This window comes from Actinoalloteichus fjordicus (assembly GCF_001941625.1).
Classification (GTDB): domain Bacteria; phylum Actinomycetota; class Actinomycetes; order Mycobacteriales; family Pseudonocardiaceae; genus Actinoalloteichus_A; species Actinoalloteichus_A fjordicus.
Window position 1 is genome coordinate 5673729 of sequence record NZ_CP016076.1, and the last position, 19302, is coordinate 5693030.

General features: G+C 70.7%; 13 protein-coding genes. 6 read left to right on the forward strand and 7 right to left on the reverse strand.

Annotated features, from left to right (window positions below; translation table 11 throughout):
* Positions 1 to 357 precede the first annotated feature (357 nt).
* Positions 358 to 5058: an AAA domain-containing protein gene (locus UA74_RS24140; RefSeq protein WP_198042849.1), complete on the forward strand. Its 4701-nt coding sequence runs from the start codon at positions 358 to 360 to the stop codon at positions 5056 to 5058.
* Between the two features lie 112 nt (positions 5059 to 5170).
* On the opposite strand, the gene UA74_RS24145 is transcribed toward UA74_RS24140, so the two are convergent.
* A complete protein-coding gene (locus UA74_RS24145; RefSeq protein ID WP_269466408.1) occupies positions 5171 to 5650 on the reverse strand; it encodes a winged helix-turn-helix transcriptional regulator in 480 nt (159 codons plus the stop codon).
* 73 nt (positions 5651 to 5723) lie between these two features.
* Between UA74_RS24145 and UA74_RS24150 the strand changes: the two genes are divergently transcribed.
* Both UA74_RS24150 and UA74_RS24155 read left to right on the forward strand, forming a co-directional pair.
* Positions 5724 to 6584 carry an SDR family NAD(P)-dependent oxidoreductase gene (locus UA74_RS24150; protein ID WP_198042850.1) on the forward strand — a complete coding sequence of 287 codons (861 nt, stop codon included), beginning with the start codon at positions 5724 to 5726 and terminating at the stop codon, positions 6582 to 6584.
* Between the two features lie 134 nt (positions 6585 to 6718).
* Entirely contained in the window at positions 6719 to 8242 is a 1524-nt protein-coding gene (locus UA74_RS24155; RefSeq protein WP_157434419.1) for a multicopper oxidase family protein, read from the forward strand.
* Between the two features lie 65 nt (positions 8243 to 8307).
* Here the strand turns inward: UA74_RS24155 and UA74_RS24160 are convergent, their stop codons facing one another.
* Both UA74_RS24160 and UA74_RS33800 read right to left on the reverse strand, forming a co-directional pair.
* A complete protein-coding gene (locus UA74_RS24160; RefSeq protein WP_232237404.1) occupies positions 8308 to 8604 on the reverse strand; it encodes a hypothetical protein in 297 nt (98 codons plus the stop codon).
* Entirely contained in the window at positions 8537 to 9016 is a 480-nt protein-coding gene (locus UA74_RS33800) for a hypothetical protein (RefSeq protein ID WP_232237406.1), read from the reverse strand. Before UA74_RS33800 ends, UA74_RS24160 begins: the two co-directional genes overlap by 68 nt.
* Positions 9017 to 9770: 754 nt before the next feature.
* On the opposite strand from UA74_RS33800, the gene UA74_RS24170 reads away from it, so the two are divergent.
* The gene (locus UA74_RS24170; protein ID WP_075742298.1) at positions 9771 to 10691 is read left to right on the forward strand and encodes a hypothetical protein; all 921 of its coding nucleotides are present in this window, start codon (positions 9771 to 9773) and stop codon (positions 10689 to 10691) included.
* Between the two features lie 317 nt (positions 10692 to 11008).
* Positions 11009 to 12463, forward strand: a complete 1455-nt coding sequence (locus tag UA74_RS24175) for a WGR domain-containing protein (protein WP_075742299.1) — start codon at positions 11009 to 11011, stop codon at positions 12461 to 12463.
* A 98-nt stretch (positions 12464 to 12561) separates the two neighbouring features.
* Here UA74_RS24175 and UA74_RS24180 read toward each other — a convergent pair whose 3' ends face one another.
* The 4 genes from UA74_RS24180 to UA74_RS24195 form a co-directional block, all read right to left on the reverse strand.
* Positions 12562 to 12927: a hypothetical protein gene (locus UA74_RS24180; RefSeq protein ID WP_075742300.1), complete on the reverse strand. Its 366-nt coding sequence runs from the start codon at positions 12925 to 12927 to the stop codon at positions 12562 to 12564.
* Positions 12928 to 14407: 1480 nt separating this feature from the next.
* Complete coding sequence (locus UA74_RS24185; protein WP_075742301.1) at positions 14408 to 15718, reverse strand: cytochrome P450; 1311 nt, start codon at positions 15716 to 15718, stop codon at positions 14408 to 14410.
* Between the two features lie 432 nt (positions 15719 to 16150).
* Complete coding sequence (locus tag UA74_RS24190; protein ID WP_232237408.1) at positions 16151 to 16747, reverse strand: TetR/AcrR family transcriptional regulator; 597 nt, start codon at positions 16745 to 16747, stop codon at positions 16151 to 16153.
* 108 nt (positions 16748 to 16855) lie between these two features.
* Positions 16856 to 18172: a serine hydrolase domain-containing protein gene (locus UA74_RS24195; protein WP_198042851.1), complete on the reverse strand. Its 1317-nt coding sequence runs from the start codon at positions 18170 to 18172 to the stop codon at positions 16856 to 16858.
* A 172-nt stretch (positions 18173 to 18344) separates the two neighbouring features.
* Between UA74_RS24195 and UA74_RS24200 the strand changes: the two genes are divergently transcribed.
* Positions 18345 to 19247: a LysR family transcriptional regulator gene (locus tag UA74_RS24200; RefSeq protein WP_075766329.1), complete on the forward strand. Its 903-nt coding sequence runs from the start codon at positions 18345 to 18347 to the stop codon at positions 19245 to 19247.
* Positions 19248 to 19302: the final 55 nt, after the last annotated feature.

Consider the following 19302-nt stretch of genomic DNA (forward strand, 5'->3'; position numbering starts at 1 on the left):
CCTCGGCCCGCGATCACCCGCCTCCGGTCGACCAAGAGCCGTCGCCCCCCTGCCGCGGAGCACCCGAATCATTACGACCACACCAGACGAACCCGAACCACCACCACAGGGACAGACCACACCCCGGAAGTCCCCACCACGCCCGCCGGACGCCAGGCCCATCCCACAGCCCTCTACCATCGCAGCCGACCCTTGACCAGCTTGTAGCACCTGCGTGATCATTGTTCCGCCGAACGGGTGACCGACCGACCGACCGGCAGGCCCGGCCCTGTCTCCTTCGACGATCGCCCGCCGGTCCTGCTTACCGAGCAGTCCGCGCACATCGCGATCAGCTCACGGCTTTCGAGGATGACCTCATTGCTCAATCGACGGAACGACCCTGCCCTACGCGACAAGGTCTCCCGGCTGATGGCCTTCATGCGTCGTCTCTCCATCGCCCGATCCCAACCCGTCCGCCATGTCGATCGACATCCGAGACTGCTGTGGCTGGAGCAGATCCGCGACATCGGCGGCGTCACCGTCGCCGTCGACGCCGGACCGGGCGGGGTGCTGCTGCGGGTGCCCAACACCGCGCAGCAGCCTGAGCCGCCGACGCCGGACGACCTCCAGGGGTGGGTGCAGCGGCCCCTTCCGTCCGGGTTGACACCGCCGGAGCCGACGCTGCATTCGCAGGGCAGGCCGCCGGGTTCGGCCGCGGCGGTGCCGATCTCGCAGGCACCAGAGGTCCCGCTCGGCTTCGTGAAGTGGTTGGAGCGCACCTGGCGGCCGTGGGCGAGTCGGGAGGCGGTGCGGCAGCTCCACATTCGACTGTTCGAGCTGCACCAGCTGAGCAACGACCAGCCGGAGTCCATCGAACTGGTGCTCGCGGGCGGCCTGCTGCACCTGCCCGGCGTCGAGGACGAGCCGCCGCTGCACATCCACCTGCTCAGCCAGCCGGTCCGCATCGAGCGGGATCAGGAGACCGGCGACCTGCTGTGCACTCTCGACGTCGAGACGCCGGTCCGGCTGGAGGCCGACGAGGTCCTGCACGGCGAGAGGTGGTTCGACCAGACCCGCGATCCGGTGCTGCGGCATCAGCTCGTCGCCGGAGTCGGCTCGGTGCTCGATCCGGCACTGCCGGAGTTCCTGCGGTCCTGGGCAGAGCAGGCCGCGCAGATCGAGGTGTCCGTGTCCGACAGGTGGGAGCCGCCCACCGGGCAGGCCCCGCTGCTGTCATTGGCCCCCGCCCTGCTGGCCCGCAGACGCGGTGCGTTCGCGCTTCAGGAGTACTACCACCGCATCACCCGGGCGATCGACGATCCCACGACGCCGATCCCGCTGGGACTGGCGCAGTTGATCGAGCCGATCGAGACCGAGGATCGGGTGACCTGGTTCGGCGAGTCGGCCGCGCCGGTGTCCGATCCCGTCGAGGAGCCGCTGTTCCCGCTGCCCGCCAACGCGGAGCAGCGCAAGATCATCGACGGTCTGTCCCGTGATGACGGCGTGGTGGTGGAGGGTCCGCCCGGCACCGGCAAGACCCACACCATCGCCAACCTGGTGAGCGCCCTGCTCGCCAGGGGACAGCGGGTCCTGGTGACCAGCGAGAAGAACCAGGCACTGCGGGTACTGCGGGACAAGCTGCCGCCGGAGATCCAGGATCTCTGCGTCGCGCTCACCGGCGACACCGCGCGCGGAGACGCCGCCTTCGACCGGAGTGTCAACACCATCGCGGGCCGCAAGAGCGACCACGACCCGCAGGCGTCGGCAAGCGAGATCGAGGAGCTGACCTTCCTCCGAGAGGCCTTACGCCGCCACCGTGCCGACCTGCTCGACCAGATCCGCGCGCTGCGGGAGTCCGAGCTGTTCGAACATCCCGAGGTCGCGCCTGGCTATCGCGGGACCCTGGCCGCGATAGCCAGGACGCTGACCGCCGATCCCGAGTGGGTGCGCTGGGTCCCCGGCCCCGCCGAGGGGCCGCCCCCGCTGAGCACCGGCGAGCTGCGCGAGCTGATCGACCTGTTCGCCACCGCCGATCCGACGCGGGAGTCGCGACGCACCCAGCAGTTCCCGCCTGCGGACATGCTGCCCGCCGACGCGCGAGTGGCGGAGCTGTCCGATCTCGTCGAGATCGGCCGGGCCGCGAAGACCGGCGAGACCGGGGCGCTGGTCGAGACCCTCGGCACCCTCGACGACGACCGGCTGGACCGGCTCGGCCCGGTCTGTCAGCGGGTCATGGACGCCTGGGCCGAGCTGGACAGGCTGCCCGCCGATCGAGAATGGGCGCTGGAGCAGGTGGACCCCCTGCTCAGCGGGACCTCGCTGCACGGCTGGCAGCGGGCCGCCGAGCGACTGGCGCTCGTCGAGAAGGCCGAGGAGGCCGAACGGCGACTCGACTTCGTGCCCGTGCAGATCACCGAGGGCGTCGATCCCTTCACCGCAGGACCGGCGTTCGAGCGCTGGGCCGAGCATCTCGGCGCGGGCAACCGCCCCAAGCGGCTGCTGCGCAGCAACGAGCAGAAGACCGTCGAGCAGTACGCCGCCTCGGTCCTGGTCAAGGGCGAACCGGTGTCCGACGCCCGCACCGCGAGCATCGCCGCCGCCTACCTGCGGCTGCTGGCGATCGTGCAGGAGATCACTGCCGCCTTCGTCCCCATCGGGCTCACCCTGGTCGTGCCCACCGAGCCCGGTGCCGCCGTGCAGCGACTCCTGCATCTGCGCACCGCCTGTCTGCGGCTCAGCGCGCTGCTGAGCGCCAGGAACGATCTCATCGACCTGCTGAGCGGCATCCCAGTCGTCCGGCGGCCCCGGCTGGACAGCCTGGCCGGGGTGCGGCGGACCTGCGACACAGTGCTGGCCGTGGCCGAGCATCGACGTGGGGCGGCCGCCCGGCTCGAACTCGACGAGGCGGTGGAGCGACTCGCGGCCGCCGTCCCGGCCGATCAGCGCCCGCCGGAGCTGACCAGGCTGGGCCGGGCGCTCTCCGATGTCGACGCCGAGGGCTATGCCGTCGCCAGGCGGGCGCTGTCGGCGGCGCGGGAGCAGCAGGCCGCCCAGCTCCGCTGCGACGAGCTGTCCCACCGGCTGCGCGACTCCGCACCGGTGCTCTTCACCCGGTTGCGCGACGCGCCGCGCGACCCCGCCTGGACCGATCGGCTGTCGAGTTGGGAGCCGGGTTGGGCGCGGGCGTGCGCGCGGAGCTGGATCGACCGGCAGACCACCCCCGGCAGAGAGACCGAGCTGGAGAACGGGCTCACCGCCGCCGACCAGGACCTCGCCCTGGTGACCACCCGGCTGGTCGCCGCCCGCGCCTGGCAGGCCTGTCTCGGTCGGATGACCGAACACCAGGCACAGGCGCTGCGGTCGTATCGATCGGCGATGGGCAGCGTGGGTAGGGGGACCGGCAGGTACACCGAGCGGTATCGCCGGTCGGCGCGCGAGGCCATGCAGATCTCGCAGGCCGCCGTGCCCGCCTGGGTGATGCCGATCCGGCAGGTCCTCGACTCGGTGCCCGCGCAGCCGGACTCCTTCGACGTGGTGATCATCGACGAGGCCAGTCAGGTGAGCATCACCAGTCTCTTCCTGCTGTGGCTGGCGCCCAGGGTGATCGTGGTCGGCGACGACCGGCAGTGCACGCCGTCGGAGGTCGGCAGCGGCGCGCTGGACGCCGTCTTCGAGCGGCTGGACGCCGAGCTGCCGGATCTCCCGCACTACCTCCGTACCGAGTTCACGCCGCGCTCGAGTGCGTTCTCCCTGCTGCGGACTCGCTTCAGCCAGGTCATCCGGCTGCGGGAGCACTTCCGCTCCATGCCGGAGATCGTCGACTGGTCGTCGAACGAGTTCTACCAGGACGCCCCGCTGGAGCCGGTGCGGCAGTTCGGCGCCGACCGACTTCCGCCGCTGCGGTCCACCCACGTGGAGAACGGACAGGTCGAGGGCACCGGTCAGCGCCTGATCAACCGGCCGGAGGCCGAGGCGGTCGTGGACTCGGTGGTGGCGTGTCTGCAGGACCCCGCCTACGCGGGGCGGACCTTCGGCGTCATCGCGTTGCAGGGTCACGCGCAGGCCGAGCTGATCAACACGATGCTGCTGGACCGGGTCGACGCCGAGGACTTCGAGGAGCGACAGCTCCGAGTGGGCACTCCGCCGGACTTCCAGGGCGACGAACGTCATGTCGTCTGGCTGTCGATGGTGGTCGCGCCGGAGCAGCGGTTCAAGGCACTGACCCGTCGGGAGTTCCAGCAGCGGTTCAACGTGGCCGCGACGAGGGCGCAGGACCAGCTCTGGCTGTTCCACTCCGTCACCTCGGAGCGGCTGCGGAGCGTCGACCTGCGACGCTCCCTGTTGACCTACGTGGAGTCGACGGGATCGGTGCCGCTGCAGGAGATGCTCGCCGACGTCGACCGGACCGATCGACATCGCGCCTTCGACTCGCTTTTCGAGCAGCGCGTGTATCTCGACCTCGCGGCCAGGGGCTTCCACGTCACCCCACAGGTGGAGACCAACGGGAAGCGGATCGATCTGGTCGTGACCGGTCCCGCAGGCAGGCTCGCGGTGGAGTGCGACGGCGACGCCTTCCACTCGACACCGGAGCAGCGCCGGTCCGACCTGCATCGGGAACAGGAGTTGAAGCGCTGCGGCTGGCGGTTCTGGCGGGTCAGGGAGTCCACTTACCATCTCGATCCGGTGGTCGCCCTGCAACCGCTGTGGGCGAAGCTGGAGCGGCTCGGGATCACCCCGTTCGGGCCGGTCCCGTCGGACGGCGCGAGCGGCGAACCCGCCCCCGCCGCAGGCACGGAGTCCGACCGGAGCGCAAGCGCCGAAGCAGACCCCGAGCTGGATTCGGCCGCTCACCAGGACGCCGCCGCCCGGGCCGCGCAGGAACCGGGCGGCGCCCAGAAGACCGCGCCGAACGTGGGGCCGAGGGCGCGGTCCGGGCCCGGCGGCACCACCTGGCGACGGGCCAGGGAGCGGGACGAGCCCGAGGACGTCGGCGCCTGGGAGACGGAGATCGACGAGCCGCCCCGAATCGTGGAGGGGCAGGTCGTCGAGAGCCGGGTCGTCAGGGTCGTCGAGACCTGAGCGGACACCCCTCCGGTGCGGTTGTCACCGTCGGCCCGTCGCCCCCGCGAAGGGCGCGGACGAGGGGCCCGGCCTGCGGGGCGACCGGACGTCAGGCCGAGGGCGCGGCCGGTCAGCCCTCGTCGTCGACGCCTCGGCTGCGCGCCGCCGCGATCTCCGGGCCGTGCTCGAAGGCCCAGTCCGCCAGCGCCGACAGCGGGACGAGCAGGGTGCGACCCAGCGGGGTGAGGCTGTACTCGACGCTCGGCGGCACCGTGGGGGTCACCTCGCGGTGCACCAGCCCGTCTTGGACGAGGGTGCGCAGGGTACGGGTCAGCATCCGCTGGCTGATGCCGTCGACGGCACGGTGCAGCTCGTTGAACCGCCGAGGCCGATCGCCGAGCAGGACGATGACGAGGACGCTCCACTTCTCGCCGATCCGCCGCAGCACGTCGCCCACCGGACACACCGCGGGCTCCACCGGGCCCATCGGGACCGTCAACCCGCCGACCCACGGGAGCGGCGCGGCGCCCGTCGCGTCAGCCGCCGACATCGCGTCCTCGGCAGGCACATATCGCTCGTGAGCAGGCACATCGGTGTGCGTTACTGACATCAGAATGCCTTCTTCCCTGGTCGTCGACGATTGCCGATGATGCGATCACATCAGAATTCCTCAGGAGGATCTCGTGGTCGCACCGACCGGCAAGACCGTCGTCGTCAGCGGAGGCACCGACGGAATGGGGCGTGCCGTGGCGCTGGACCGGCTCCGCCGCGGTGACACCGTGGTGGTGTTGGGAAGCAACGAGGCGAAGGGCCGGACTCTCCAGGAGACCGCAGGCGCCGACGCGAGCAGGCTGCGCTTCCTTCGGGCCGATCTGAGCCTGATCGCCGAGAACGAACGGGTGATCGCGAACATCGCCGACCATCATCGGCGAGTCGACGCGCTGGTCCTGTGCGCGAACCGGCAGAGCCCACGACGGCAGGAGACCGCCGAGGGCCTGGAGTTCGTCTTCGCGCTCTACTACCTGAGCCGCTATCTGCTCTCCTACGGCCTGCGCCCCCAGTTCGAGCAGGCGGAGGCCCCGGTGATCGTCAGCATCGCCGGGGTTGGGCTCACCGCAGGCTCGATCGACTTCTCTGACCTGCAGCAGACCAGCAAGTACAACGCGATCAAGGCTCAGCTGCAGGCAGGTCGGGCGAACGACCTGTTGGGCGTCGCCTTCGCAGAGCAGGCGGAGAGCCGCGCACGTTTCGTCATGTATCACCCGGGCTTCACCCGAAGCGGCGATGTCTCGGTGCTCGGACCGGTGACCAGGACGGCGATTCGAGTGCTCGCCATGGTCGGGGCCCGCTCCGTCGACAAGGCGATCGCCCCGGTGCTGGGCTTCCTGGACGAGCCGCCGCAGGCGCCGCTCACCGCGCGCGACCGGCACAAGACGGTGCCGTCGAGCCTGCCGACGCTCGATCCGGAACGAGCCCGCAGGCTCGCGGCCCACACCGAGGCACTGCTCGGCCGAGTACGCGGGTCCGGGGAGGCCCTGAGCTGATCAGCCTGCCGTCTCAGGGTCGTCTGGGGGACACTCCCCGTGGTCGCCGAGCGGATCGTTCGGGAAGATAGTCCATACCGATTAATCCGTTCTACCGTGATCCAGGAGTGACTCGACGAGATGAAGGTCGATCGATGAACGCACGCGTGAGACGGCGCCGGTTTCGCATTCTCAAGATCCTCATCGGATTGAGCCTGGTAACGGGCCTCGTGGTGGGCGCGGGGGCCCTTGTCCTGTGGTCCACCGCCGTGGTCGACACCGCAGACGAGATGGAGTTCGACACGCCGTTGTCGGTGCCGCCGCTGGCGGAGTCCACGGTGGACGGCGAGGGGCGCCGGGTATTCGACCTGGAGGTTCGCGAGGGCAGCCACGAGTTCACCGCAGGCCGATCGACACCCACCTGGGGAGTGAACGGCGATTACCTCGGCCCCACGCTGCGGGCGAGCCGGGGCGAGGAGGTGCTCGTCAACGTCACCAACGACGTCGGCGAGCCCACGACCCTGCACTGGCACGGGATGCACCTGCCCGCGCGGATGGACGGCGGGCCGCACCAGATGATCGACCCTGGTGAGACGTGGTCGCCGACCTGGCGGATCGAACAGCCCGCCGCCTCGCTCTGGTACCACCCGCACCTGCACGGCTCCACCCAGGAGCACGTGTACCGGGGCGTCGCGGGGATGTTCCTGCTCGACGACGAGCGGTCGGGTCAGGTCGGCCTGCCCGACGAGTACGGCGTCGACGACTTCCCGCTCGTCGTCCAGGACAAGAAGTTCGCGGCCGACGGCACGCTGGACACCGACGAGGGCATGGTCGCGCCCAGCGGGCTCCTCGGCGACACCGTCGCGGTGAACGGCACCGTCGGCGGCTATCTCGACGTGACCACGGAGAAGGTGCGGCTGCGGCTGCTCAACGGCTCCGGCGGCCGGTTCTACGACTTCGGCCTCGCCGACGGCGGCACGGTGACCATGGTCGCCTCCGACGGCGGGCTGCTGCCCGCTCCACTGGAGATCGATCGGGTGCTGCTCTCCCCCGGTGAACGCGCCGAGATCGTCGTCGAGATGGCGCCCGGCGAGGAGAAGGTGCTGCGCAGCCACCCGACCGACCTGGGTCTGGGCGCCTGGGACAGCCGATTCACCGGGGCCGAGGACACGTTCGACCTCGTGCAGCTTCGGGCGGCCGAGTCGCTGGCACCCTCGGCGGAGATCGCCGCCGAGCTGGCGCCCGCACCCGATCTCCGTGCGGAGGACGCGAGCGAGACCAGGCGGTTCCGGCTCAGTGGGAACAACATCAACGGGCGGCGGATGGACATGGACCGGATCGACGAGGTCGTCACGGTCGGCGACACCGAGATCTGGGAGGTCAGCAACTCCAACGGTGGGACCCCGCACAACTTCCACGTGCACGACGTGCAGTTCCGAGTGCTCGACCTCGAAGGGACACCGCCCCCACCCGAACTGAGCGGCTGGAAGGACACCCTCTACATCAGGCCGAACACCACGGCCCGGATCGTGATGCGCTTCGAGGACTACACCGATCCGGACTATCCCTACATGTTCCACTGTCACCTGCTCCAGCACGAGGACCGGGGCATGATGGGCCAGTTCGTGGTGGTGGAGGAGGGCGGCTCGGCGGGCACCCCGCCCGCCCACGACCACTGACCGCAGGCAGGTGGCGCCGCGCCGGGTCTCGACAGGTTCACGAGGTCGAGCCCGGCGAAACGCCGTCACCGCCGCGAGCGAGCCGCGTTCCGTGCCTGGACCACCAACGACAGGCCCTCCTCCGCGGTGCGCTCCGCGAGCCGGAACTCCTCGGTGCTCGACGCCGTGGCCAGGATCGCGCCGGTGCTGTTCCAGCGTTCCCGTGCTCGGCGGGCCTGCACGGCACCCGCCGAGGCGCGGTCCGCACCGCTCGTCTCGGCGGCGGCCAGCAGGTCGACCTGGTGGCCGAGCCGCTCATAGCGCGATCGAGCACGGGCCTCGGCGCCCGCCGTGCCCCGGCCTGCCCACCAGCGGCCCGCCACGGGCGCGACAGCGCCGAGCAGCAGCAGGACACCACCCGACACCCACACCAGCAGGTCCATCAGTGCCGCCCGCCGCGACGGCCGCGTCGGCGAGCAGCCGAGTCCCGGCGGCGTCCCGCGCGGCGATCTCGACGGTGACCAGCAGGGCACTGAGGCGGGTGATCTCCGCCAGTGCCTCGGCCCGCAGCGCCCGCAAGGCGCTCGCCTCGGATCGGCGACGGCGCATCGCGGCCCGTGCCCACCACAGCAGCGAGCCGCCGCCCAACGCGAGGGCACTGAGTCCGAAGACCCCCGGCGCAGGCCGCTCGAACACCTCCCTGGTCAGGGCCGGCTGCACCTGCGGCCTGCCGAAGGGCTCGCCGACCCGGAGTTCGCCGAGCCGCAGCAGGGACTGATGGAGCAGCCCGTCCATGGGGGCGCCCAGAGCGCGAAGCCGCTCTCCCAATGACCGAGGGCGTAGTACCGGGCAGCGTCGACCTCCGCCTGTTCGGGACCCGCTGCCTCCAGCCAACGGCCGTGGATCACCACCACCAGACCTGCCCCGCGCCGATGAGCAACAGGCAGGCGACGAGCAGCGAACCGCCGGATCGCCGTAAGCCGCGCCGCATGGCGAAACACCCCCGGGCATCGTGACCAGCACGGACGCTGACCGCCAAGGAGAGTAGGCGGTCGGCGGCGGTGCCACGGGCGCGGAGTCCGAGTCGTGACGTGCCGAGAGTGAGGCGTCGACCCTTGATCGCCGTCGTGGTGTGCGGGATCTGCCCGTCGAGGAGACCTCGTGACCGTGCCGCCTCGGTGTCGGCGAGTCCTCGGCCCGCCCCTCACTCCTGGTCGGCGCGCCGTCCGTTCCCGACGGGAGGTCATCCGGTCAGGGATGAAGTTCACCGGTTCGTCGGGGGCAGCCGCTGCGTTCGGCGGGTCGTTCTCCCGGCGGCGGTCGCCACGGGCCTGAGTCGCGTGCCGGTCGGCAGGCGGGGCGGCCCTCCGTGCGACCGGGCCGCAGACCCCGGCCCACCAGCGGACATCTCGGATACGCGCGGCGTCAGCGGGTCGGGACGTCCCGTCGAACCGGGCGGCCGCGCGCACCGAAGCTCGCGCAAGCCGGCGACGCGGCGGCCGGACCGACTCGACCGGCGACGACGACGGCCCGACACGAGGCTGAACAGATGAGACGACGGTTCCTGCTCGTCGGAGCGCTGCTCATGCTCGCGGTCACAGGCATCGAGGTTCCGCCTGTCGCCGCGCAGACCGCTTCCGGCCACACGGCAGACATCACGGTGAGCCCCACCGGCATCACCGCGCCCGACACGCTGCCCACCGGCAGCGTCACCCTCGACGTCAGCACGAACGATCCCGACGGCGCCTGGCTGGTCCTCGTCCGGCTCAATCCGGACATGCCGTTGGAGACCTACCTCGACAACCTGCGGACGGCCTACGGAGACGACGAGGAGGCCGCCCTGGTCGCCAGGCGATCGATCGCGGCGGGGGTGCAGATGCTGGGCGGGGCGATCCTGTCCGACATCCCGGCGTCGGTGACCACGATCGTGACCCCGGGCGTCCACTACCTGGTGGACATCCAGGACGCCACCGAACCCGACCTCGCCGAGCGAGTGCGCCCGGTGCGCGTCGTGCCGGTGCGGGCGGAGGACGTTTCCCAGCCCCAGCAGGCCCCCGCGCTGCTCACCATGGTCGACACCGAGGACGGCCCACGATTCCGGGTGCCGGAACGGCTGGTCGCGAACCGGCCGATCATCATGCTGAACCGGGGTGATCAGCCTTACGAGGCGATTCTGGCTCCAGTGCGCCCCGGCACCACGCCGGAGGACCTCGACGAGTTCTTCGGGAGCCTCGACGACAGCCGGCCTGCGCAGACACAGCCGCCCTTCATCGGTGACGGGACCGGATCGTCGCCGCTTTCCCCCGACCGACTGATGACCTTCGAAGCGGAGCTGCCGCCGGGCGACTACGCGATCATCAGCTGGGTAGCGGACCTCGCGACCGGCCGGATCTCCTCGGCGCTGGGCCTGCACGCCCTGGTCACCATCGTCGATCCCGCAGCCGAGGCCGCTGCGGAGTCTGCCCCGTAGCCCTCCGGCGGCCGACCGAGGACGGCCGAGGCGCGTGACCGCGACGACCGGCCGTCGGTCCCGTCCGGACGAGAAGAGTCCCGTACGGAAAGGACGGGCCTGCTCGGACCGCCTCGACGACACGTAGGACACCGCCGCACCCGACACCCTCGTGTGATCACCACGCGCGAGGGTGTCGGCACGTGGGCATCCGTTCGGGTTCACTCGAACTGATCACCGCTGTCGGTCACCAGACCTACTCTCTTGCCACATCGACCGCGAGGGGGTGGGAAGTCAGCCGACCTCGCCGGAACGACAGCAGCGAGGGAGCATCCATCATGCCCAGCAGTGCCGCGCACGCCGACCAGGTCACCTACCTGGAACTGTCCGAGGACGGCGGCGGCGCACACAAGTTCTACGAGGTGCGCGTCGCGGGTACCGAGGTGACGATCACCTACGGGCGGATCGGGGACACGGGTCAGATCCGGTCCAGCTCCTTCCCCTCCCACGAGAAGGCCCTGGCCGCAGCGGCCCGCAAACTCGCCGAGAAGAAGCGGAAGGGCTACGGGCCTGCGGTGCGCGGTGTCCGGCAGCGCCGCGCGGTCACCCGACGCGAGATCGTCAGCACCAGGTCATCGGCCAACCAGGCGCCGGTCCTGTGGCGGTTCGACTCCGGAGCGGCCGCCTTCGGCATCTACGTCGACGACGATCACGCCTGGGTCGGCAACCAGTCCGGCGACGTCTACACCCTCGCCCACGACGGGACCGTGACCGGCCGGTTCGGCCTGCCCGACGGTGTGAAGTGCATCGTCTCCGACGACTTCTGGATCTACGCGGGCTGTGACGACGGTCGGGTCTACGACCTCGGCGGCAAGGTGCCGCACGTCGCCTACGAGATCGCCGACGACGTCGACATCTACTGGCTCGACATCAACGACGGGGTGCTCGGCGTGTCCGACCGCCTCGGCGGTATCACCACCGTCGACCACGAGGACGAGTTCCAGTGGCGTCGCCGGAGCCTCGGCAGCGGCGGCTGGATGGTGCGCTGCGACGACGACGGCGTCTACCACGGCCATGAGAAGGGCGTCACGCGCTACGGATCGCGCGACGGCGAGCAGATCTGGCACACCTCGACCGTCGGACAGGTGCTGTTCGGCTGGCAGGAGGAGACCGAGGTGTTCGCGGGCACCTCACGCGGCTGGGTGCACGCCATCGCCAAGCATGACGGCGCCGAGCGCACCCGATACCGCTGCGACGCCGCCGTCTACTCCTGCGCGACCTCACCAGACGGTCGCTTCGTCTTCGCAGGCGACAATCACTCCTCCATCTACTGTTTCGCCGCCGACGGCACCCGCCTGTGGAAGCTGGGCACCGGCTGCGGTTCGGCGTTCTCCATGCAGTACCACCAGGAACGTCTCTACGTCGTCACCACCCACGGCACGCTGGCCTGTATCGACGCCGCCGAAAGTGCCATCAGCGACGCAGAGGACGGCCACCTGCCGATGGCCGCCGACATCAAGGCGACCGGCTGGGAACGGGTCACCCCGGCAGCGCAGGTCGAGACGGTGACCGTGGCGCAGGCCCGCGGCGCGGGCGGTGTCGAGGTCGAGTGCGTGCAGGACGGCAGCCGCACGCGAATCCGGGTGACCTCCCCGGGATTCGACCCCACCTGGCGCGTCCAGTTCCCCAAGAACATCCGGGTTCCCGGCGCTCGTTACCTGGTCACCGAGGTGCTGCCCTCGGATCGAGGCGGCTTCTACCGCGCGAGGGGCGAGATCCGGCGGCTGCTCTGACGTCGATCGGCCGCGCCGGGGCCACCATCCGGCGCGGCGGCCGGACGCGGGTCCGTCCCTGCTCCTCGGCGGGGCGGCCGAGCGCACCACAACGGGGCTCACCATCGCCCGCCTCGCGTCCGTGGCGGCCGATACTGGCCTGGCAGGTACACGCCGTCATGCGCACGGGTCGGTTGGCGGGGCGCGCCCCTGGTCCTCGGATCGGGCAGCGAGAGCAGTTCCAGCACCGCGTCCTGGAAAGTGCCGTCGAAACTCCAGATCACCCGTCCGATTCCGCCCTGGGCGGCGTCCTCGGATCGCCAGGCCGTGGCGTCGTCCTCTGATCGGACATGTAGTGCGTCGATATGACCGGGCCAGCCGAAGGTGGCGACCAATGTGAAGGGAACGGCGGCGTCCCCCGGTGCACGCGAGAACTGGAAACCGCGTTTCATCAGTTGATCGAGAAGATCATCTACCGGAGCCATGCGAACTCCTGAATATCGTGACGCGGGGTCGGATAAGCAGCCACGTTCATCGACCGAGTGCTCGACACACGGGCACGATGAATCGCGACAAGTACTCCGAAGCGGCCTCGACAACGGTCGATCAGTCGTTTCATCAGAACATCGTCGCTGGTCACAGACGTGACCGGCTCGCTGATGAAAGTAAGGTCGACTCGTGCGAGACTGCCGGGAGCGCTACTCGACGACCGGCGAAGACTTTACCGATAAACGGCGGCACTCAGTTCTGGAGCACCCACACCGTACGCGGGAAGGGGCAGCAAGCAGCGACCCTGGACGAGGGCGGCCGGGCACCGGGACGTCCGGCCCTCGAGATGCCGACAATGCGGCGGTGTCACAAAGCTGAGGAGGGCCTACGACGATCACCCGGCGAGAGACCGCTCTCGGCGGGATCGCTCTTCATCGCCACGGGGTTCACGCGAGGAAGGGCACACCAGAGAGCACGGAGAAGTCTGACCGGAATCGAGCACCCCGAGTATGCCCTATCAACCGGCCGATGGTCTACACCTGCGAAGTGAAATGCACCGAATTCGTGGTTCACCAGCAGATTCTCGGTCCGACTGGAACGCGGACATCGGGAGAATCGGGGGCCCGCGTTTCCATTGCAATCGACAGACCTGCGTTCGATCGATTGTGGAGCACCGGACACCTGGCCCGCCGATGAGATCACCTACGACCGGCCGCAGGCGGTCCCGCACTGGTCACCAAGGCCCTCCACCAGCGAATAACGGCACGTGATCACGCCGGTCGACGGGTTCGGGCGAAGACCGAGTACGACCGACTTCCGCCCGCCGCACTCGTCCGCCGAGAGATGAACACAATCGCGATCGCATACATTCGCCGCAGTGATCGGTCGCCACGGTGATCGAACCCGCAGTGATCGAACCCGCAGTGATCGGCCATAGCAGGCCGAGAGAGCCCCCATCGACCGGGCCGCGGCGATCGGCCTGCCGCCGACCGTCGAGCGGCACCGCGACGCGGCCTCATCGACCGTCGAGCCCGACACGCGGAGATCGCGACGAAGACTCGTCTGCCGCCGCAGGACAACGCGAGACGGTCGATACCGGGCACCGAGGAGCGGCGTCCCGGGCGGCCCGAGGCGGCAGGCCCTCCTCCTGCCGTGGCGACGCGGCGGAGTCCAGGCCGTCGGGCCCGGCCCGGCCGACCAGCCGCGTCGACCCGCCTCGGGCCGCCACTCCCCCTTGGAGCCTGTTTCTCATCCCCGCTTTCGGAGTTGCGCGGGGCCTGCGTGGCGATCTGCGGCGTCGTCGTCGCCTCACCATGACTGGAGTCATGGCTCGCGCCTGTCGCCTGGCAGCTCGTCCACGCCGATCCCCGCTCACGGCGGAGGATGAAGAACAGGCTCTCAGCCGGCGACGCGATCCCACCCCGTCGGCGCCCTTCCGGGGTGTCCGTCCCCTGCGGGTCGCGTCGCCCGATGCCGTCAACTCCTGGTGAGCACCTCGACCGGGATGCCGTCCCTGGGGCGCAGTGCCGCGAAGCTGACGGGGCGCACGCGGCCTGCGACGGGACGCAGGGTCGTCCTGGCCAGCAGCCGAGCGAGCATGACCGTCAGCTCGGTGGTGGCCATCGTGGAGCCGAGGCAGCGGTGTGCACCGCCGCCGAAGGGCAGGAACTCGTGCGGTCCCGGCTTGCGGTGTCCCGGTTCCGCGGGGTCCCACCGCTGCGGACGAAAACTCAGCGGCTCCGCCCACACCTCGGGCAGCCGGTGCGTCACGTACGGGCTGAAGATCATCAGCGGGCCCGCGTGCACCGTGCGTCCGGCGAACTCGAAGTCTTGAACGATCTTGCGCGCCGAGATGACGGCGGGCGGCCACAACCGCAGCGTCTCCTGGACGACACCACCGAGGTAGGTCAGCCTGCGCAGGTCGTCACGGGTGGGGACGCGGTCGCCGAGCACCGAGCGCACCTCCTCGGCGGCCCGTTCCCAGACGCCGGGCACGGTCAGCATGGCGTGCACCGCCCAGCCGAACACGCCGCTGGTGGTCTCGTAGCCCGCCGCGATCAGCGAGGCCGTCTGATCGCGGATCTCGACGTCGCTCAGCGCGTCGCCGTCCTCGCCTCGGCCGTTGACGAGGGTGGCCAGCACGTTGTCGTCACCGTCGACCTCGCCGCGCCGGGTCCGGGCGATCTCGGCGTAGATGCGCTCGTCGACCACCGCACGGTCGACGACCGCCCGGCGCCACGCCGCCGTCCGAAACCGGCGCCGCAGGGCCAGCACGGTCGGCAGGTCGTTCATCAGCGACAGCAGCGACTGGAGATGCCGACCGAAGAAGTCGGCGTCGGCGGCGAGCCTGCGGCCGAAGAGCGACTCGATCGTGGTGCGCCGGATCGCCGCGCGGAACTCCTGGTAGGCGTCCACGGTCTGGCCGGGATTCCAGGCGTCCAGCGTCGCGTCCGCATGGGCCGCCATGATCGACAGGTAGCCGTCGATCTGCCGGTGGTGCAGCGCGGGCGCCATCAGTCGGCGACGACGGCGGTGGACGTCACCGTCACTGAGCAGCAGCGAACTCTCGCCGTTGACCGGCACGAGCACCTCGAACGCCTCCCGCGTCCGGAAGAGCCCGGCGTTGGCGAAGATGAAGGAGTTCGCCTCCGGTCCCATCAGATACACGAATCCCCGCCGACCGACGCCCGCCCGCATCAGCGGTCCGAAGCGCCGATGCATGGCCGCCAGTGTGTCTCCCGGCCGGTAGCCGATCGTCGGCCCCGACGCCCCCGTGATCTCCGACATCACGCATTCCCCCAGCCCGTTCCGCTACAGATGTAGCAATCACGATACGGGAGGGCGCCCGCGCCGAGGACGGGAACCCGAGTTTCACCGGTGGACTCCGCCGTGCGGCCGATCGCCGGGGAGTGCTGGCGGCCGGGCCGACGCGTTGGCCCGGCCCGGTCCGGAACGCACTGCGGTCTCGGTTGCGCTCAGCCCTGAGCGGGCTGTCCTCTTCGGAGCTGTGCGTCGATCGGCCGGGCAGTCGGGGTCAGGAGCGACCGCCTCCCGGCGTCGAGTCGATCAGCGCCTGCCCGACGCCGGCAGGCCGTGCCCCTGCCTGCGGCAGCGCGGGAGACCCGATCGGCGACGCACGGAGTAGGGCGCCTGCGTGGCGAACTCCCGCCGAATGAGCCGGGGACGCCCGAGACCGGCCTGGTCGGGTCGCCCTCGCCATCAGGGCACGAATCCTCGCAGCATCACCTCCACCGAACGGCGCAGGCCGGCTCGTTCGGCGCCGCCGAGGAACGGCCGGGCCAGTGCGGAGTAGAGGATTCCGTCGAGGCCCGCGAGCAGCACCCGCGCCGCCTCCTCCGGCTCGGTGACCCCCACCTCCCGCATCCCGGCGGCGGCGCGGACCACGAATCGACGGCTGGCCGCCTCCAACTCGGTGGACAGCTCGCTTCGTCGCATCGCGTCCAGATACAGCTCCATCCTGGCGAGCGTGCGGGATCGCGCCGGACCCAGCCAGTGCGCGAGCAGGTCGGTGTAGACGTCGACGATGCGGGCCTGGTCCTCGGCCGTGGCGACGCTCCACCCGGTGGTCGGGATCTGCTCCGCCCAGGCCTCGTCCAGCTCGACCAGCCGGTCCAGCACCCCCGACAGCAGGGCCAGCCGAGTGCGAAAACAACTGCTGGTGCTGCCGACGGGCAGCCCCGCCTTCGCATCGACGGCCCGATGGGTCAGCCCGCGCAGCCCGTCCTCGGCGATCACCTCGATCGCCGCGTCCGCGGCACGCTGTCTTCGTGGTCGGTTCCTCGTGGTGCTCGTCACCGGCATCACGATGCTGCCGCGTGCCCGTCGAGGGCAAGTCCGGCCGGGCGCCGGCTGCCGCATACCTCGCGGCGACCAGCCGAGGCGGACGGAGCCGACCGGCCGTGCTCAGTCCAGCGCGGCGAGGACGAGACTCCGGATCGCCCGGTGACACCGCGTCTGGAGCGGCTCCGACAGCGTGTGGGTGAAGAAGACCACGCCCAGATCCTCGCGCGGGTCCGCCCACCAGGTGGTGCCCGCCGCTCCCGGCCAGCTGACCTCGCCGACCGAGCCGAGTCCCGCCGCCCCGCCCGAGGCGGTCCGCACCGCCAAGCCGAGGCCGAAGCGGTGTCCTGGACTCCATCCCGGCTGTTGGAGCTGCCGCACGTCGGTCGTCTCGTCGAGCTGATCGGACAGCATGTGCTCGACGGTCTTGCGACCCAGCAGGCGTCGCCCATCGACCTGCCCACCGCCCAACAGCAGCCGGATGAACCGCAGATAGTCCCCGGCGGAACCGACCAGGCCCGCGCCGCCGGAGTCGAACCGGGCAATCGACAGATCGGGCAGTTCCTGCGGCCTTCCCGTCAGCGGGTCCAGCGGCGCGGCCGCCGCGTAGCGCTCGCGCTGCCCGGCAGGCACGCCGAAGGTCGTCGACCGCATGGCCAGCGGGTCCAGGATGCTCTCGTGGAGGAAGTCGCCGAGCGACATCCCGGTGACGGACTCGATGACGAAGCCGGTGAGGTCCAGCCCCCACCCGTAGTGCCAGCGACGTCCCGGCTCGTGCAGCAGCGGCAACGCCGCCAGGCGATCGGCGAACTCTTCTCCGGTGAGGTCGGTCATCCCGCCGCCGACCGCTTCGGCGTAGAGGGCGTGCACCGGAGTGTCGTCGAGCAGTCCCTCCGGAATCCCCGCCGTGTGTCGCAGCAGGTCACGCACGGTCGGTTGGCGTTCGGCCCGCCGGGTCGGGATCGGCATGCCCTCGGCCCGGCCGCCGGGCGTGGCAGCCGAGTCGGGAAGGTCCGCGACTCGCCGATCGCGGAACTGCGGCAGGTACGTCCCGACCTCCGCGTCCAGATCGAGCCGACCCTGCTCGACGAGGGTCAGTGCCGCCGCCGTGGTGAGCGGCTTGGTCATCGAGGCGATCCAGAACAGCGCGTCGGTCGTCATCGGGATGCGGCGAACCGGGTCGCGGTGGCCGACCGCAGCCGACCAGACCAGTCCCTCGCTGCGGACGATGCCGACGACCGCACCGGGAATCCGGCCCGCCGCCACCTCGGCCGCCAGGAAGCTCTCGATTCGCGCGAGCCGGGACGGCGAGAAGCCTGCGGAGGCCGCGTCGAGGCGCGGCGGTTCGACGCCATGTGGTTCGACGCCATGTGGTTCGACGCCGCGTGATTCGACGCCGCGTGATTCGACGGCCGAGGCGCCGTCCGGTGCCCGGGTCATGACCGGTCCCTTCGATGATCCGCTGACGGCGATCGAGACCCGATCGGCAACGCTCGCCGGTCGGCGGCGCAGGCCCTGGCTCTCGGCTTCGCACTCCCTTCGCCGCCCATGCTGCGGGCCTCGTGACATCATGTCCAACGATGGATTCCGATCGAGTGGATCGAGGATGTCGATGGAGACGCGACTGTTGCGGAGCTTCCTCGCGGTCGTCCGCACCGGGGGCATCACGGCGGCGGCGGCCGAACTGTCCTTCGTGCAGTCCACCGTCACCGCCCACGTTCAGTCGCTGGAACGACTGCTCGGGGTGCCGCTGTTCGAACGACTGCCCGGCGGAACGCTGCCCACGGATGCGGGCCGCCGACTCGCCGGGCACGCCGCCGACATCCTCGACCGAGAGGATCGAATGCTCGCCGAGTTCGGCCCGGCGGGGCTCCGACCCGCCGGCATCGTGCGGCTCTGCGCGCCCGAGTCGATCTGCGCCTACTGCCTGCCGCCCGTCCTGCGGCTGCTCGGCAGGCGGTACCCGGACGTCCGGCTCTCGCTCGTGCCTGCGACGACCAAGGCGGCGCTGACGGCGGTCCTGGACCGCCGGGCCGATCTCGCCCTGGTCATGGAACCGGCGGTGGCCGCAGCGGGCATCGACGTCGTCGGACTCGCACCGCAGCGGCTCTCCGTCATCGCTCCGCCGGACACCGCGCTGCCGCGCGATCGCGCTCCGACGATCGCCGAACTCGCCGCTGAGGGCGTTCTGCTGCTGGAAGAGGGCTGCGGATACAGCGACGAGCTGGCCGCGCTCCTCGCCGCCGTCGACCCGACCACCAGTCCGCCCCGCTACGGCAGCGTCGAGACGGTGAAGCGCTGCGTGGAAGCAGGCCTCGGGGTGGCCCTGCTGCCCGCGCTCACCGTCGAGACGGAGTCGGCGCAGGCGCGGCTCGTCGAACTCGAACCGCCGCCGATGGCGGCCCAGCAGCTCTGGCTGGCGCGCCAGGCGAGCCGCTGGGCCTCCCCCGCCGTCCAGGCGGTGCGCACCCTGCTCGTCGAGGAGTGCGGCATCGACGGGGCTGCGCGGGCCTGAAAGCCTGTCTGTGATCCCCACTTTCCTGTTGCGCGGGGCCCAGTGGGATCAAGGA

What these genes read in the sequence shown, in the direction of transcription:
- UA74_RS24145 (WP_269466408.1), bottom strand. Translation starts at nt 5,650, where the DNA reads ATGTCAGTAACGCACACCGATGTGCCTGCTCACGAGCGATATGTGCCT.
- UA74_RS24155 (WP_157434419.1), top strand. Translation starts at nt 6,719, where the DNA reads ATGAACGCACGCGTGAGACGGCGCCGGTTTCGCATTCTCAAGATCCTC.
- UA74_RS33800 (WP_232237406.1), bottom strand. Translation starts at nt 9,016, where the DNA reads ATGGACGGGCTGCTCCATCAGTCCCTGCTGCGGCTCGGCGAACTCCGG.
- UA74_RS24170 (WP_075742298.1), top strand. Translation starts at nt 9,771, where the DNA reads ATGAGACGACGGTTCCTGCTCGTCGGAGCGCTGCTCATGCTCGCGGTC.
- UA74_RS24175 (WP_075742299.1), top strand. Translation starts at nt 11,009, where the DNA reads ATGCCCAGCAGTGCCGCGCACGCCGACCAGGTCACCTACCTGGAACTG.
- UA74_RS24180 (WP_075742300.1), bottom strand. Translation starts at nt 12,927, where the DNA reads ATGGCTCCGGTAGATGATCTTCTCGATCAACTGATGAAACGCGGTTTC.
- UA74_RS24185 (WP_075742301.1), bottom strand. Translation starts at nt 15,718, where the DNA reads ATGTCGGAGATCACGGGGGCGTCGGGGCCGACGATCGGCTACCGGCCG.
- UA74_RS24195 (WP_198042851.1), bottom strand. Translation starts at nt 18,172, where the DNA reads ATGACCCGGGCACCGGACGGCGCCTCGGCCGTCGAATCACGCGGCGTC.
- UA74_RS24200 (WP_075766329.1), top strand. Translation starts at nt 18,345, where the DNA reads ATGGAGACGCGACTGTTGCGGAGCTTCCTCGCGGTCGTCCGCACCGGG.